The 14,482-nt window shown below is 55.1% G+C and carries 11 protein-coding genes; 9 read left to right on the top strand and 2 right to left on the bottom strand.

Annotated elements, in window-relative coordinates; translation table 11 throughout:
* The first annotated feature begins 77 nt into the window (after nucleotides 1-77).
* Nucleotides 78-1,379, top strand: a complete 1,302-nt coding sequence (locus AC4PCC_RS17955; protein WP_492125426.1) for an MFS transporter — start codon at nucleotides 78-80, stop codon at nucleotides 1,377-1,379.
* A gap of 1,083 nt (nucleotides 1,380-2,462) precedes the next feature.
* Here AC4PCC_RS17955 and satP read toward each other — a convergent pair.
* Nucleotides 2,463-3,065 carry an acetate uptake transporter gene (satP, locus tag AC4PCC_RS17950; protein ID WP_492125425.1) on the bottom strand — a complete coding sequence of 201 codons (603 nt, stop codon included), beginning with the start codon at nucleotides 3,063-3,065 and terminating at the stop codon, nucleotides 2,463-2,465.
* A 33-nt stretch (nucleotides 3,066-3,098) separates the two neighbouring features.
* Here satP and AC4PCC_RS17945 point away from each other — a divergent pair, with 33 nt between their 5' ends.
* From AC4PCC_RS17945 to AC4PCC_RS17925, 5 genes are all read left to right on the top strand, one after another.
* The gene (locus AC4PCC_RS17945; protein WP_492125424.1) at nucleotides 3,099-3,329 is read left to right on the top strand and encodes a hypothetical protein; all 231 of its coding nucleotides are present in this window, start codon (nucleotides 3,099-3,101) and stop codon (nucleotides 3,327-3,329) included.
* A 56-nt stretch (nucleotides 3,330-3,385) separates the two neighbouring features.
* Nucleotides 3,386-5,302 (top strand): molecular chaperone DnaK, encoded by a 1,917-nt coding sequence (gene dnaK, locus AC4PCC_RS17940; protein WP_067709118.1) that lies wholly within the window; start codon nucleotides 3,386-3,388, stop codon nucleotides 5,300-5,302.
* A gap of 125 nt (nucleotides 5,303-5,427) precedes the next feature.
* A complete protein-coding gene (gene dnaJ, locus AC4PCC_RS17935) occupies nucleotides 5,428-6,567 on the top strand; it encodes a molecular chaperone DnaJ (RefSeq protein ID WP_492125423.1) in 1,140 nt (379 codons plus the stop codon).
* 151 nt (nucleotides 6,568-6,718) lie between these two features.
* Nucleotides 6,719-7,879 carry a Na+/H+ antiporter NhaA gene (gene nhaA, locus AC4PCC_RS17930; RefSeq protein WP_492125422.1) on the top strand — a complete coding sequence of 387 codons (1,161 nt, stop codon included), beginning with the start codon at nucleotides 6,719-6,721 and terminating at the stop codon, nucleotides 7,877-7,879.
* A 300-nt stretch (nucleotides 7,880-8,179) separates the two neighbouring features.
* On the top strand, nucleotides 8,180-9,535 hold the full coding sequence (locus AC4PCC_RS17925) for a ferredoxin reductase domain-containing protein (protein WP_492125421.1): 1,356 nt from the start codon (nucleotides 8,180-8,182) through the stop codon (nucleotides 9,533-9,535).
* 76 nt (nucleotides 9,536-9,611) lie between these two features.
* Here AC4PCC_RS17925 and rpsT read toward each other — a convergent pair whose 3' ends face one another.
* A complete protein-coding gene (rpsT, locus tag AC4PCC_RS17920) occupies nucleotides 9,612-9,875 on the bottom strand; it encodes a 30S ribosomal protein S20 (protein WP_067709112.1) in 264 nt (87 codons plus the stop codon).
* A gap of 315 nt (nucleotides 9,876-10,190) precedes the next feature.
* Here rpsT and ribF point away from each other — a divergent pair, with 315 nt between their 5' ends.
* Genes ribF through lspA form a run of 3 tightly spaced genes read left to right on the top strand, consistent with a single transcriptional unit; the run spans nucleotide 10,191 to nucleotide 14,476 of the window.
* The gene (ribF, locus tag AC4PCC_RS17915; RefSeq protein WP_067709111.1) at nucleotides 10,191-11,129 is read left to right on the top strand and encodes a bifunctional riboflavin kinase/FAD synthetase; all 939 of its coding nucleotides are present in this window, start codon (nucleotides 10,191-10,193) and stop codon (nucleotides 11,127-11,129) included.
* A 30-nt stretch (nucleotides 11,130-11,159) separates the two neighbouring features.
* Nucleotides 11,160-13,976: an isoleucine--tRNA ligase gene (gene ileS, locus AC4PCC_RS17910; protein WP_492125420.1), complete on the top strand. Its 2,817-nt coding sequence runs from the start codon at nucleotides 11,160-11,162 to the stop codon at nucleotides 13,974-13,976.
* The gene (gene lspA, locus AC4PCC_RS17905; RefSeq protein WP_492125419.1) at nucleotides 13,976-14,476 is read left to right on the top strand and encodes a signal peptidase II; all 501 of its coding nucleotides are present in this window, start codon (nucleotides 13,976-13,978) and stop codon (nucleotides 14,474-14,476) included. Before ileS ends, lspA begins: the two co-directional genes overlap by 1 nt.
* Nucleotides 14,477-14,482: the final 6 nt, after the last annotated feature.

Below are 14,482 nucleotides of genomic sequence, written 5' to 3'. Positions count from 1 at the left end.
TGGACGGTATAGTAAGGTTAGCTTTACAGCCATTACCTTACATTTTCCCCTCTACTTCTGGATGTTCGCTAATATTTATGCCTCCTCAAAGCCTGGGCCGCCTGAATCGGCGGGATTACAAAACACTGACTCTGGCCGCGCTGGGCGGCGCGCTGGAGTTTTATGATTTCATTATTTTCGTCTTTTTCGCCTCAGTAATAGGCGATCTTTTCTTCCCCCCCGATATTCCCGACTGGCTCCGTCAGCTGCAAACTTTTGCTATCTTCGCTGCGGGTTATCTGGCGCGCCCGCTGGGTGGCATTGTGATGGCCCATTTTGGCGACAGTCGCGGGCGCAAAAAAATGTTCAGTCTCAGTATTCTGTTGATGGCGCTGCCGACATTAGCGATGGGGCTGTTGCCCACCTACGCGACGTTGGGCATAACGGCACCCATTTTGTTACTGCTGCTGCGGATGTTGCAGGGCGCCGCGGTGGGAGGTGAAGTGCCTGGGGCCTGGGTGTTTGTTGCCGAGCACGTTCCGCAGACGCGTACCGGCTTCGCCTGCGGCATGCTGACGGCGGGGCTGACCGCGGGGATCCTGGTCGGTTCGGTGGTGGCAACGCTGATTAATCGGGCGTTTGGTATCGAAGGCATTATTGCGGGCGGCTGGCGCATTCCTTTCCTGCTCGGCGGCTTTTTCGGTTTTGTTGCGCTTTATCTGCGTCGCTGGCTACATGAAACTCCGGTCTTTAAGGCGCTTGAGGCACGTAAGACGCTGGCGGCGGAGCTGCCGTTAAAGGCCGTGGTGATGAATTATAAAAAAGAGGTCGCCGTCTGTATGTTGCTGACCTGGCTGCTTTCGGCGGGCGTGGTCGTGGTGATTTTAATGACGCCGACCTGGCTGCAAAAAAGCTATGGCATTGCGGCGGCAGAGGCATTGCAGGCTAACAGTCTGGCGACCCTTACCCTGATAGCAGGATGTATTAGCGCAGGCCTGGCCGCCGATCGCTTTGGCGCCAGCAAAACCTTTATTTTCGGCAGCCTGCTGTTAGCGGCGTGTAGCTGGATTTTTTATCAGGCTCCTGCCGCTTATCCTGAATGGCTTTTTGCCTGTTACGCACTGGTGGGTTACAGCGTGGGCGTCGTGGGGGCGGTGCCTTATGTGATGGTGCGGGCATTTCCGGCAGAGGTGCGTTTTACCGGTATTTCGTTTTCCTATAATGTCGCATATGCCTTTTTTGGCGGGTTAACGCCGATTCTGGTGACGCTGATGATGTCCATAACGCCGCTGGCTCCGGCTTATTATGTGCTGGCGCTTTCCGCCATGGGTTTACTGCTGGGGGTTTATCTCAGCCGCGATCTTTATTATCGCGATGCTGTCGTGCATGCCGATTTGTAGAGGTTGAATTCCGGGAGTCAGTGCATTGTTGCCCTTTGGCGTGGGGGTGAGCCCGGTTAGTTGTTTGGGCGGCCATCGCTGCGGTTTCGGAGGACAATCCTGGTGGTTGTCGGTTGGTTGTTTGGGCTGCCATCGCTGCGGTTTCGTTGGATAATCCTGGTGGTTGTCGGTTAGTTGTTTGGGCTGCCATAGCTGCGGTGTCGGTGGACAATCCCAGCGGTTGCCGGTTAGTTGTTTGGGCTGCCATCGCTGCGGTGTCGGTGGACAATCCCAGCGTTTGCCGGGCGTCCTCACGCCACGCTCCGCGTGGTGCCTTTGGCTCCGACGCCAGGCCGGACGGCCCGGTCACGAGCGGGCATCCCTGCCCGCCGCTCCCTGAGTGCAGCATCCCTGCTGCCCTCGCCTGGCCCTCCGTCTGCGCCGCAGCGCTGCGGAATGCCCGTCAACCGCAGGGATTGTCCCCCTCTCGGGCTTCTGAGTGGCTTTCAGTGAAACCTTTTGAATTTCCTAAGTATTTTTAGCTGCTTCTTAGCAAACCGTTTTCATATTTGCCTGGCCGGGTTCTTTTTCAGACCTACTGAAGAGTTTCCTGTAACACCTGAAAAAGCTTTTACCCGCAGCCAGCACAATGCAATAAGCAGGCGGGTGGGGCCCGGTGACAGGCATTCCGCAGCGCTGAGCGCAGGGAGGAAGACCCGGATGGGCCAGCAGGGATGCTGGCACAAGGGCATGCCGGGACAGGGATGTCCCGTCATGCCCGGTCCGAAAGGTCGACGAGCGGAGCGAAGGAACCGCGCCACGCGCGGCGCGAGGACCGCCAGGCACCGGGCCCCACCCGCAGGCGTCACCTCCAGCCTGTGCAGCACCGGGCTCCACCGCAGGCGACACCCCCAGGCCTTTGCCGCACAAGTCCCCACCCGCAGGCGACCCCCCAGGTCTTTGCCGCACCGGTCCTCACCCGCAGGCGACCCCCCATGCCTTTGCCGCACAAGTCCCCACCCGCAGGCGACACCTCCAGCCTTTGCAGCACCAGTCCCCACCCGCAGGCGACACCCCATGCCTGTGCCGCACCGGGCCTCCGGGCTACGCCTGACTCAACGCGCTGGCCAGCACCGACGCGCGGCGTGGTTCACCAGTGGGAAGCACCTGACGGTCCAGCTGCGCATTGATCACCTCTGCCATCGCCAGATAAATCGCACTGGCACCGCAAACTACACCCTCATAACCCGCGAACAACAACACGGCAGCATTGCCGGTAATATGGCCGTAGGCCAGCAGCGCAAACAGCAGCGTCAGGCTGGCAAACACAAATTGCAGGGCGCGGTTGGCGCGCAGCGTGCCAAAAAACATAAACAGCGTGAAAATACCCCACAGCGCCAGATAAATGCCCAGCGTAGTGGCGTCGGTTGGCTCGGCCAGCCCCAGCCTTGGCAGCAACCAAATGCCCACCAGGCTCAGCCAGAAAGCACCGTAAGAGGTAAAGGCGGTCAGGCCAAAGGTATTGCCCTTTTTATACTCCAGCAAACCCGCAATAATCTGCGCCATCCCGCCGAAAAAAATCCCCATGCTGATAATGACCGAGGTCAGAGGGAAAAAACCTGCATTGTGCAGATTGAGTAAAACAGTGGTCATTCCAAACCCCATCAGCCCCAAAGGACCGGGATTCGCCAGTGTATTGTTATGCATAAATCCTCAGTGATAGTAGAAATAATCATAATAATGAAACCATTAGTAAACGGGCCTCCACGGGAAAAAGACACCAGCGCGATCGGTCCGGACGGCATGGTAATGAGTCGGGGGCGAGGAAACATTGATCCTGACAGCGGTAAAATTGAAATTTTTTTGCTTACCCCCCTTGATGCCGTTGGCGATGGCCCCATCTTATTTGGCATCCGAGGTTATGGGCCTGGAAAAAAAGCGCGGTACTGGCAGTTGAAATGGCCAAAATAGCCCGCATTAAGTGTGCATAACCTGATTTGAAACAAATTTAAGTGGGAGACGTTTAGATGGGTAAGATTATTGGTATTGACCTGGGTACGACTAACTCTTGTGTCGCTATTATGGATGGCGGCAAGGCTCGCGTACTGGAGAATGCGGAAGGCGATCGCACCACGCCTTCTATCATCGCTTATACCCAGGACGGTGAGATTCTGGTCGGTCAGCCGGCTAAGCGCCAGGCGGTGACTAACCCACAGAATACCCTGTTTGCGATCAAGCGCCTGATTGGCCGTCGCTTCCAGGACGAAGAAGTGCAGCGTGATATTAAAATCATGCCCTACAAAATTGCCGGTTCAGACAACGGTGATGCCTGGATCGACGTAAAAGGTCAGAAACTGGCACCACCGCAGATTTCAGCAGAAGTGCTGAAAAAAATGAAAAAAACTGCCGAAGACTACCTGGGCGAAGCGGTAACTGAAGCCGTTATCACTGTACCCGCTTATTTTAACGATGCGCAGCGTCAGGCAACGAAAGATGCAGGCCGCATCGCGGGTCTGGACGTTAAGCGTATTATCAACGAACCTACCGCTGCCGCGCTGGCATACGGTATGGATAAAGGCCAGGGCAACCGCACTATCGCGGTTTATGACCTGGGCGGCGGTACCTTCGATATCTCAATCATCGAAATCGATGAAGTGGATGGCGAAAAAACCTTCGAAGTTCTGGCTACCAACGGTGATACCCACCTGGGTGGTGAAGACTTTGACAGCCGCATGATCAACTACCTCGTCGCGGAATTTAAGAAAGATCAGGGTATCGATCTGCACAACGATCCGCTGGCGATGCAGCGTCTGAAAGAAGCCGCAGAGAAAGCGAAAATCGAACTCTCTTCTGCGCAGCAGACCGACGTTAACCTGCCGTACATCACGGCTGATGCGACAGGTCCTAAGCACCTGAACATCAAAGTGACCCGTGCAAAACTGGAATCACTGGTTGAAGACCTGGTCGCACGCTCTATTGATCCACTGAAAGTGGCTCTGCAGGATGCGGGTCTGTCCGTTTCTGACATCAACGACGTTATCCTGGTCGGTGGTCAGACGCGTATGCCAATGGTTCAGGCTAAAGTGGCTGAGTTCTTTGGTAAAGAGCCACGTAAAGACGTGAACCCGGACGAAGCGGTTGCTGTAGGTGCTGCCGTGCAGGGTGGCGTACTGGCGGGCGACGTGAAAGACGTACTGCTGCTGGACGTGACGCCTCTGTCTCTGGGTATCGAAACCATGGGCGGCGTGATGACTGCGCTTATCACCAAGAACACTACCATTCCAACCAAGCACAGCCAGGTGTTCTCTACCGCTGAAGACAACCAGTCTGCGGTGACCATCCACGTTGTGCAGGGTGAGCGTAAGCGCGCAGCGGATAACAAATCTCTCGGCCAGTTTAACCTTGATGGGATCCAGGGCGCACCGCGCGGCATGCCGCAGATCGAAGTCACCTTTGACATCGACGCCGATGGTATTCTGCACGTGTCTGCTAAAGACAAAAACAGCGGTAAAGAGCAGAAGATCACCATCAAGGCCTCTTCTGGTCTGAACGATGATGAAATCGAAAAAATGGTTCGTGATGCGGAAGCTAACGCCGACTCTGACCGTAAGTTCGAGGAACTGGTGCAGGTTCGTAACCAGGCCGATCATCTGTCCCATAGCACCCGTAAGCAGCTGGACGAAGCCGGTGACAAACTGCCAGCGGACGACAAGGCGCCAATTGAAGCGGCCCTGACCGACCTGAACACCGCGCTGAAAGGCGAAGATAAAGCTGAAATCGAAGCCAAAATGCAGGCGCTGATGGAAGTCTCCAGCAAGCTGATGGAATTTGCTCAGCAGCAGCAGGCTGCTGGTGGCGCTGCGGATGCCGCTGATGCTTCAGCGAAGAAAGAAGACGACGTTGTTGATGCTGAATTTGAAGAAGTAAAAGACAACAAAAAATAATCGCCCTTGAGCGGGCACGGTGGCCTGTAGCTTCAGGCAAAACAATTCAGGCCACTGCATAATCCCACGGGCGTAGGAGTTAATCTCCACGCCCGTGCATGCATATTAAGGGCAGGACCAGCAGAATGGCGAAAAAAGACTATTACGAGATTTTAGGCGTTCCCCAGTCGGCGGATGAGCGTGAAATCAAAAAGGCCTACAAACGCCTGGCGATGAAACACCATCCTGACCGCAATCCAGGTGATAAAGAGTCCGAAGCTAAATTTAAAGAAGTTAAGGAAGCGTACGAGATCCTGACCGATGCGCAGAAGCGTGCCGCTTACGATCAGTACGGTCATGCAGCCTTTGAACAGGGCGGCATGGGCGGTGGCGGCGGCTTTGGCGGCGGCGGCGGTGCAGACTTCAGCGATATCTTTGGCGACGTGTTCGGCGATATTTTCGGTGGGGGACGCCGTCAGCAGCGCGCCGCTCGCGGGGCCGATTTACGCTACAACATGGAGCTGACGCTTGAAGAAGCCGTCCGCGGCGTGTCCAAAGAGATCCGTATTCCTGCGCTGGAAGAGTGTGACGTCTGTCATGGCAGCGGCGCGAAGGTTGGAACGAAACCTCAAACCTGTTCGACCTGTCACGGTCAGGGTCAGGTGCAGATGCGCCAGGGCTTCTTTACCGTGCAGCAGGCGTGTCCGACCTGTCACGGGCGCGGCTCGGTTATCAAAGATCCCTGTAATGCCTGTCACGGGCACGGTCGCGTTGAGAAATCTAAAACGCTGTCGGTTAAAATTCCGGCGGGCGTGGATACCGGCGATCGCATTCGCCTGACGGGTGAAGGTGAAGCCGGGGAGCAGGGCGCGCCAGCGGGCGATCTCTACGTTCAGGTGCAGGTGCGCAAGCACAACATTTTTGAGCGTGAAGAGAATAACCTCTACTGCGAAGTGCCCATCAACTTTGTAATGGCCGCGCTGGGGGGGGAAATTGAAGTGCCCACGCTGGATGGTCGGGTCAAGCTCAAGGTGCCTGCGGAAACGCAGACCGGTAAGCTGTTCCGCATGCGTGGCAAGGGCGTTAAATCGGTACGCGGCGGCGCGCAGGGCGATCTGCTGTGTCGCGTAGTTGTTGAAACGCCAGTCAGCCTCAGCGATAAGCAGAAGTCGCTGCTGCGCGAACTGGAAGAGAGCTTTGGTGGACCGAGCGGTGAAAAAAACAGCCCGCGTTCAAAAAGCTTCTTCGACGGCGTTAAGAAATTTTTCGATGATTTAACCCGCTAGCTTCACGCGGCAGAGAAATAAAGGGCAGCCTGCGGGCTGCCTTTTTTTTCGCCGCAGGGAGGTAAAGGAGCGTATAAAGGCTTCTTTAGCAGCAGCCGGAGCGGTTATGCTTGGGCTACGTCAGTCAAATTTGTAATCAGGAATGGAATCAATGAAATCAGCGCTTACGCGGCTACTGAAAAATGAAGCAACCGGCGGGGTAATACTGATTATCGCTGCGGCGGTGGCGATGTTTCTGGCCAATAATGCCGGAACCCAGCAGGCTTATCAGTCTATCCTCTCCATGCCGGTGGCGTTTCGTTTTGGCGCGCTGGATATCAGTAAAGATCTGCTGCTGTGGATCAATGATGCGCTCATGGCGCTCTTCTTCTTAATGATCGGGCTGGAGGTGAAACACGAGCTGCACTCCGGTTCACTGGCAACGCGTGAACGGGCGATGTTTCCGCTGATCGCGGCCATTGGCGGGATGATTGCGCCAGGTGCCATCTTTGCGCTGTTTAATCATAGCAATCCCCTGGCTATTCACGGCTGGGCAATCCCAACCGCAACGGATATTGCCTTCGCTCTGGGGATCCTGGCGCTGCTGGGCAGCCGCGTGCCGCCCGCACTCAAAATGTTCCTGATGGCGCTGGCGGTGATTGATGACCTCGGCGCCATTCTGATTATCGCTTTCTTCTATACCCAGGATCTGTCGGTAGCCTCGCTGTGCGTGGCTGGCGGTGCAATTGCGGTGCTGGCACTGCTCAACCGTTTTGGCGTGCGTAACCTGTCCGTCTATATGCTGGTAGGAATGGTGCTCTGGGTGGCGGTGCTGAAATCGGGCGTTCATGCCACGCTGGCAGGCGTTATTCTGGGCTTCTTTATCCCGTTGGAGAAACAGAACGGCCACTCCCCGGCTATCCATCTGGCCCATAGCCTGGCACCCTGGGTAAGCTGGCTTATCCTGCCGCTGTTTGCCTTCGCCAATGCGGGCGTCTCATTAACCGGCATATCGCTGAACGGCGTGTTTTCCTCCGTGCCGCTGGGCATCATTCTGGGTCTGTTTATCGGTAAACCGCTGGGGATCACGCTTATCTGCTGGCTGGCCGTCAAGCTTCGTATCGCCGCACTGCCGGAGAGTACGCGGATGCGGGACATCTCTGCCATCGGCGTTTTGTGTGGTATCGGCTTTACCATGTCGATATTTATTGCTTCGCTGGCTTTCGATGCGGCGCATCAGGAGATGGTGACGCTGGCAAAGATCGGTATTCTCTTTGGATCCGTCATTTCGGCGGTAGTCGGTTATATTCTACTGCGTATTAAACTGCGTTAGCATCAGATTATATTCCGGACTCCATTTTGCCTGGTGAATAATCTGATAATGATTAGCAGGCTATTTTTTATTTAATGCCAGTTATTCCTGTAATATCTGGCTTTATTATTTCTCCCTCCGCCGTAAAGTAATAGCGAAATTCTCAAAAAAAATGCGGCTATTTACTGTCACCTGAACCTCTCATACGCTGTCAGCTGAAGCCTCCTGAGGCTGCGTTCTTTCTAATCAATATGACTGAATGACTCTACTGATTCGTGTCACGAATGAGCAGTTAATAGTATTTATTTTTAGGGTAGTATATTGAAAATCAACAATAAAAGTATAGTAAGGGAGAGCGGTGCTGCGCTGGCTCCCTCTTACCCGAACCTGCGTTTATCCCTGCGATGGACCCCACTGAGTTATTACCAGCGGCTATTTCTGTTGGTCACGCTGGTCAATACCTTTTTTTTAATTTACGGGCTGACCTCAGGTCACTGGTGGTCTGAAAAAGGGATACAGCTGGTCGATATCAGTAATATGGTATTGGTTAATCTGGCCATCGCCGTATTGATCCGTCAGCAATATATTATCAATTTTCTCTTTCGTCTGGTGTGGCAGGTTCCGCTGAACTGGCCGTTATTTGTCCGGCGTCGGCTGGCTAAAGTATATCATTTTGGTGGCCTGCATTCCGGCTGTGCACTCTTTGCCTGTCTGTGGCTTATCGTATTCAGTGCTGCGGTTTATTATCATCATTGCCACGCCTTGCCCAATGTCTCTTCTGCGCTGGTAACGATCAATGCCCTGCTGGCCGCGCTGCTGGCAATCATTACAATAATGGCGCATCCGGCGATCCGCAGGCGATACCACAATCTGTTTGAGCACGTACACCGGTATGTCGGCTGGGCCGCGCTGCTGCTCTCCTGGGGGCAGGCGGCCTGTTTTACCCGCGACTGCAACGGCGGCCTGTGGTCATTACTGACGCTTGCGAAAACGCCGGCCTTCTGGACGCTTTTGGCGATTACCGGCAGTATTATTTTGCCGTGGCTGCGCCTGAGAAAAGTGCCGGTCACCATTGAGCGCCCGTCAGAACATGCCGCGATTGTGAGCTTTGATTTGCCGCGGGATCCTTTTGCCGGATCCTCTTTTGCCATCAGTCGCTCCCCGCTATCGGAGTGGCACGCTTTTGCTAATATCCCGTTCAGCGATCGTAGCGGCTGTCGTATGCTGGTATCGCGGGCCGGAGACTGGACCAGCCGCTTTATTGACTCGCCTCCTTCCCATGTCTGGTTTAAAGGCCTCCCCACCCCGGGGGTCGGCAGCGTCGGGAAAATTTTTCATTCGGTAATTTATGTCGCCACCGGTAGCGGCATCGGACCCCTGTTGCCCCACCTGATGACGTTAAACCGACCCCGGCGCTTAATCTGGTCGACGCGCAACCCGCGACTGACCTATGGCGACGAAATGGTGGACGAAATCATCCGGCTACAACCCGATGTGTTGATCTGGGATACCGATGCGCACGGCAAGCCGGATTTATTACAGCTGGCATTACAACTGGCAGACGAGAGCGGGGCGGAAGCGGTGATTTGCATCGCCAACCGTAAGTTAACCGATTATGTGGTAGAGGGATGTGAAGCGCATGGCGTAGCGGCCTATGGCGCAATCTGGGATTCCTGAACGGCTCACCAGATGACAGGCAAAAAAAAACCGGCTAAGCCGGTTTTTTTTTCAAAGCCAGATAACAGCGTGGCGATTAAGCCAGTTTGTTGATCTGTGCAGCCAGGTTTGCTTTATGACGTGCAGCTTTGTTTTTGTGGATCAGGCCTTTAGCTGCCTGACGGTCCACAAGAGGCTGCATTTCATTAAATGCATTCTGCGCAGCTGCTTTATCGCCAGTAGCGATAGCCGCGTATACTTTCTTAATAAAAGTACGCATCATTGAACGACGGCTAGCGTTGTGCTTACGACGCTTCTCAGACGTTACAGCGCGTTTCTTAGCTGATTTGATATTAGCCAAGGTCCAACTCCCAAATAGTTCTATGAGGACAATTCAAAGGCCGAGGAATATGCCTCTTTCGCCCATGGTTGTCAATGGATTTGTGCAAATAAGCGCCGCTAAAAAAACGACGCCTGGTTACGTTTCGATGGCGCAAGATTCTACCAGCTTCGGCCAGATGAATACAGCTTAATCACAATAAAAATAAGAATGCCGGGCGCAGGCCGCTTTAGGCAGGGAAAATGGCGGTAAGAAAGCGCTAAAGGGGCATTACCGGGTTAACCTTCATCGCTGTACAAGGTATAATCCGCCGATTTCCACCCATTTGAGTCAGCCATGAAGTTTATCCGCGGCATACATAACCTCAGGGAGCAGCATCGCGGCTGCGTACTGACTATCGGTAACTTCGATGGCGTACACCGGGGACATCAGGCATTGCTGGCACGACTCTGTGAAGAGGGGCGTCAGCGTCATCTGCCGGTGGTGGTCATGTTGTTTGAACCGCAGCCCCTGGAGCTGTTTGCGCCCGATAAAGCCCCGGCTCGCCTGACCCGACTGCGCGAGAAGCTTCGCTATCTCAGTGAGGCGGGCGTAGACGCCGTACTGTGCGTGCGCTTCGACCCTTTGTTTGCGGGGCTGACGGCGCAGAGTTTCGTTGCCGATCTGCTGGTGAAAAAGCTCGGTGTTAAATTTCTGGCGGTCGGGGATGATTTCCGCTTTGGCGCTGGTCGCCGGGGGGATTTCCTGTTATTACAGAAAGCGGGTGTCGACTATGGCTTCGATGTTGTCGGTACGCAGACATTTTGTGATAACGGCAGGCGAATCAGCAGCACCGCCGTTCGACAGGCGCTGGCAGAGGATAATCTGCCGCTTGCAGCCTCACTATTGGGACATCCCTTCAGTATTTCAGGCCGGGTGGTGCACGGTGATGCGCTGGGCCGGACGATAGGCTTCCCCACGGCTAACCTGCCTCTCCGACGCTTTGTGTCGCCGGTCAAAGGGGTGTATGCCGTTGAGGTCCATGGCATCAGCGAACGACCGTTGCCTGGCGTGGCGAATATCGGCACGCGGCCCACGGTGGCGGGAGTGCGTCAGCAGCTGGAAGTTCACCTGCTGGACGTTGCAATCGACCTGTACGGGCGCCATATAGATGTGGTGCTGTGCGAAAAAATACGTAACGAGCAGCGTTTTGCTTCACTTGACGCGCTGAAAGAGCAAATTGCTAACGATGTGGTGAGCGCCCGAAGGTTTTTTGGGCTGAAAACACCGGATTAACCAGAACCGAAACACGGAACCGAGAATCTGATGAGTGACTATAAATCTACCCTGAACTTGCCGGAAACGGGGTTCCCGATGCGTGGCGATCTGGCCAAACGCGAACCGGGAATGCTGCAACGCTGGTATGATGATAATTTGTACGGCATCATCCGCGAAGCCAAAAAAGGGAAAAAAACCTTTATTCTGCACGACGGCCCTCCCTACGCGAACGGCAGCATTCATATTGGTCACTCAGTCAACAAGATTCTGAAAGACATTATCGTGAAGTCCAAAGGCCTGGCGGGTTTTGATGCGCCCTACGTGCCGGGCTGGGACTGCCATGGCCTGCCCATCGAGCATAAAGTCGAGCAGATGATCGGCAAGCCCGGCGAGAAAGTTACCGCCGCGGAGTTTCGTGCTGCCTGTCGGCAGTATGCCGCTGAGCAGGTAGAAGGGCAGAAAAAAGACTTTATCCGCCTGGGCGTGCTGGGAGACTGGGATCGCCCCTATCTGACGATGGACTTCAAAACCGAAGCAAACATCATCCGTGCGCTGGGCAAAATCATTGGTAATGGCCATCTGCACAAAGGTGCGAAGCCGGTGCACTGGTGTATGGATTGCCGCTCCGCACTGGCTGAGGCTGAAGTTGAATATTACGATAAAACCTCACCTTCCATCGACGTGCTGTTTAACGCCGTGGATGCCGAGGCGGTGCAGGCCAAATTTGGTGTTAGCAGCGTAGCCGGTCCCGTCTCGCTGGTTATCTGGACCACCACCCCCTGGACCCTGCCTGCTAACCGCGCGATCTCTCTGCACCCTGAGTTTGACTATCAGCTGGTGCAGATCGAAGGCCGTGCGCTGATTCTGGCGAAAGAGCTGGTTGAAAGCGTCATGAAACGCATTGGCGTAGCAGAGTGGCAGGTGTTAGGCGAAGTTAAAGGTGCGGCGCTGGAGCTGATGACTTTCCAGCATCCCTTCCTGGCGTTAACGTCGCCTGTGATTCTGGGTGAGCACGTGACGGTCGAAGCCGGTACCGGTGCGGTGCATACTGCCCCAGGCCACGGGCCAGATGACTATGTAATCGGCCAGAAATACGGTATCGACGTCGCTAACCCGGTCGGTCCGGATGGGCGCTACCTGCCGGGCACTTACCCTGGGCTGGACGGTGTTAACGTCTTCAAAGCCAACGATCTGGTGGTCGAGCTGCTGCGCGAAAAGGGCGCACTGCTGCACGTTGAAAAACTGCTGCACAGCTATCCGCACTGCTGGCGTCACAAAACGCCGATCATCTTCCGTGCAACGCCGCAGTGGTTTATCAGCATGGATCAGAAAGGCCTGCGCGCGCAGTCACTGTCTGAGATTAAAGATGTGCAGTGGATCCCTGACTGGGGCCAGGCGCGTATCGAATCCATGGTGGCGAACCGCCCGGACTGGTGTATTTCACGTCAGCGTACCTGGGGCGTGCCGATGGCGCTGTTTGTGCATAAAGATACCGAACAGCTACACCCTGACACCCTCGCGCTGATGGAGAAAGTGGCTGAACGCGTTGAGCAGGATGGCATTCAGGCCTGGTGGGATTTGGATGCGCACGAGCTGATGGGCGCAGACGCCGACAGCTACGTAAAGGTGCCTGATACGCTCGACGTCTGGTTTGACTCAGGATCGACCAGCTACTCCGTTGTTGATGCGCGTCCGGAATTTGAGGGGCATTCGCCTGACCTCTATCTGGAGGGATCGGATCAGCATCGCGGCTGGTTTATGTCCTCGCTGATGATCTCGACGGCGATGAAGGGCAAGGCGCCTTACCGTCAGGTACTGACTCACGGCTTTACTGTGGATGGTCAGGGCCGCAAAATGTCGAAATCCATCGGTAATACCGTGTCGCCCCAGGATGTCATGAACAAGCTGGGCGGCGATATTCTGCGCCTGTGGGTCGCCTCCACCGATTATTCCGGTGAGATGGCGGTATCCGATGAGATCCTGAAACGCTCTGCGGATTCCTATCGCCGTATCCGTAACACCGCTCGCTTCCTGTTGGCCAACCTTAACGGCTTCAACCCCGAGACCGATCGCGTTGAGCCGGAAGAGATGGTGGTACTGGATCGCTGGGCTGTGGGACGCGCCAGAGCGGCACAGGAGGACATTATCGCCTCTTACGCGCGCTATGACTTCCACGAGGTGGTCCAGCGTCTGATGCAGTTCTGCTCCATCGAGATGGGGTCCTTCTATCTGGACATCATCAAGGACCGTCAGTATACCGCCCGGGCGGATGGCCTGGCACGTCGCAGCTGTCAGACCGCGCTGTACTATATTGCGGAGGCACTGGTGCGCTGGATGGCGCCAATCATGTCCTTTACCGCTGACGAAATCTGGAATGAGCTGCCGGGCAAGCGTGAAAAGTATGTCTTCACCGGCGAGTGGTTCAGCGGGCTGTTTGGCCTTGCGGACAATGAGTCAATGAACGATAGCTTCTGGGCTGAGCTGCTGAAAGTGCGCGGCGAAGTGAACAAAGTTATCGAACAGGCGCGTGCCGACAAGCGGGTAGGCGGGTCGCTGGAGGCGAGCGTTACGCTCTATGCCGATGCGGCGCTGGCTGAAAAACTGCTGAGTCTGGAGACGGAGCTGCGCTTTGTGTTACTGACCTCCTCGGTACAGGTAGCCGATTACGCGCTGGCACCTGAAGAGGCTCAGCAGAGCGATCTGGTAAAAGGTCTTAAAATTACTCTGCATAAGGCGGAAGGTGAGAAATGTCAGCGCTGCTGGCACTACACTACCGATGTTGGACAACATGCTGCCTGGCCGGAATTCTGCGGGCGCTGCGTCACTAACGTAGCCGGTGACGGCGAACAGCGTAAGTTTGCATAATGCATAAATCAATTTTCTCGACCGGACTGCGCTGGCTGTGGCTGGTGGTAGTCGTTATCGCCATCGATTTTGCCAGTAAGCAGTGGATTATGAATACGCTGATGCTGCATGAGTCGATGCATGTGATGCCATTCTTCAACTTTTTCTATGCGCATAACTACGGGGCGGCCTTTAGCTTCCTGGCCGACAAAGGGGGCTGGCAGCGCTGGTTCTTTGCCGGTATCGCTACGGCGATTGTTATTGCGCTGCTGGTGATGATGTACCGTACCGCAGCCAGTAATAAGCTGAATAATATCGCTTATGCACTGATTATTGGCGGTGCGGCAGGCAATTTGTTTGACCGCGCGTATCACGGCTTTGTGGTGGATTTTATCGACTTTTATGTTGGCGACTGGCACTTTGCGACCTTCAACATTGCCGACTCCGCTATCTGTATCGGTGCCGTACTGATCGTACTGGAGGGTTTTTTCAGCCCGGCCAGCAAACGTGCTAAAAGCTAAGGGCAG

It is taken from the genome of Erwinia sp. L03-1, assembly GCF_058686115.1.
The sequence above is the reverse complement of the archived record's forward strand: the minus strand, read 5'-3'. Positions and strand labels throughout refer to the sequence as shown.

Coding starts and splice junctions, on each gene's coding strand:
- ileS (WP_492125420.1), top strand. CDS start 11,160: ATGAGTGACTATAAATCTACCCTGAACTTGCCGGAAACGGGGTTCCCG.
- satP (WP_492125425.1), bottom strand. CDS start 3,065: ATGCATAACAATACACTGGCGAATCCCGGTCCTTTGGGGCTGATGGGG.
- ribF (WP_067709111.1), top strand. CDS start 10,191: ATGAAGTTTATCCGCGGCATACATAACCTCAGGGAGCAGCATCGCGGC.
- dnaJ (WP_492125423.1), top strand. CDS start 5,428: ATGGCGAAAAAAGACTATTACGAGATTTTAGGCGTTCCCCAGTCGGCG.
- nhaA (WP_492125422.1), top strand. CDS start 6,719: ATGAAATCAGCGCTTACGCGGCTACTGAAAAATGAAGCAACCGGCGGG.
- AC4PCC_RS17955 (WP_492125426.1), top strand. CDS start 78: ATGCCTCCTCAAAGCCTGGGCCGCCTGAATCGGCGGGATTACAAAACA.
- lspA (WP_492125419.1), top strand. CDS start 13,976: ATGCATAAATCAATTTTCTCGACCGGACTGCGCTGGCTGTGGCTGGTG.
- AC4PCC_RS17945 (WP_492125424.1), top strand. CDS start 3,099: ATGAAACCATTAGTAAACGGGCCTCCACGGGAAAAAGACACCAGCGCG.
- dnaK (WP_067709118.1), top strand. CDS start 3,386: ATGGGTAAGATTATTGGTATTGACCTGGGTACGACTAACTCTTGTGTC.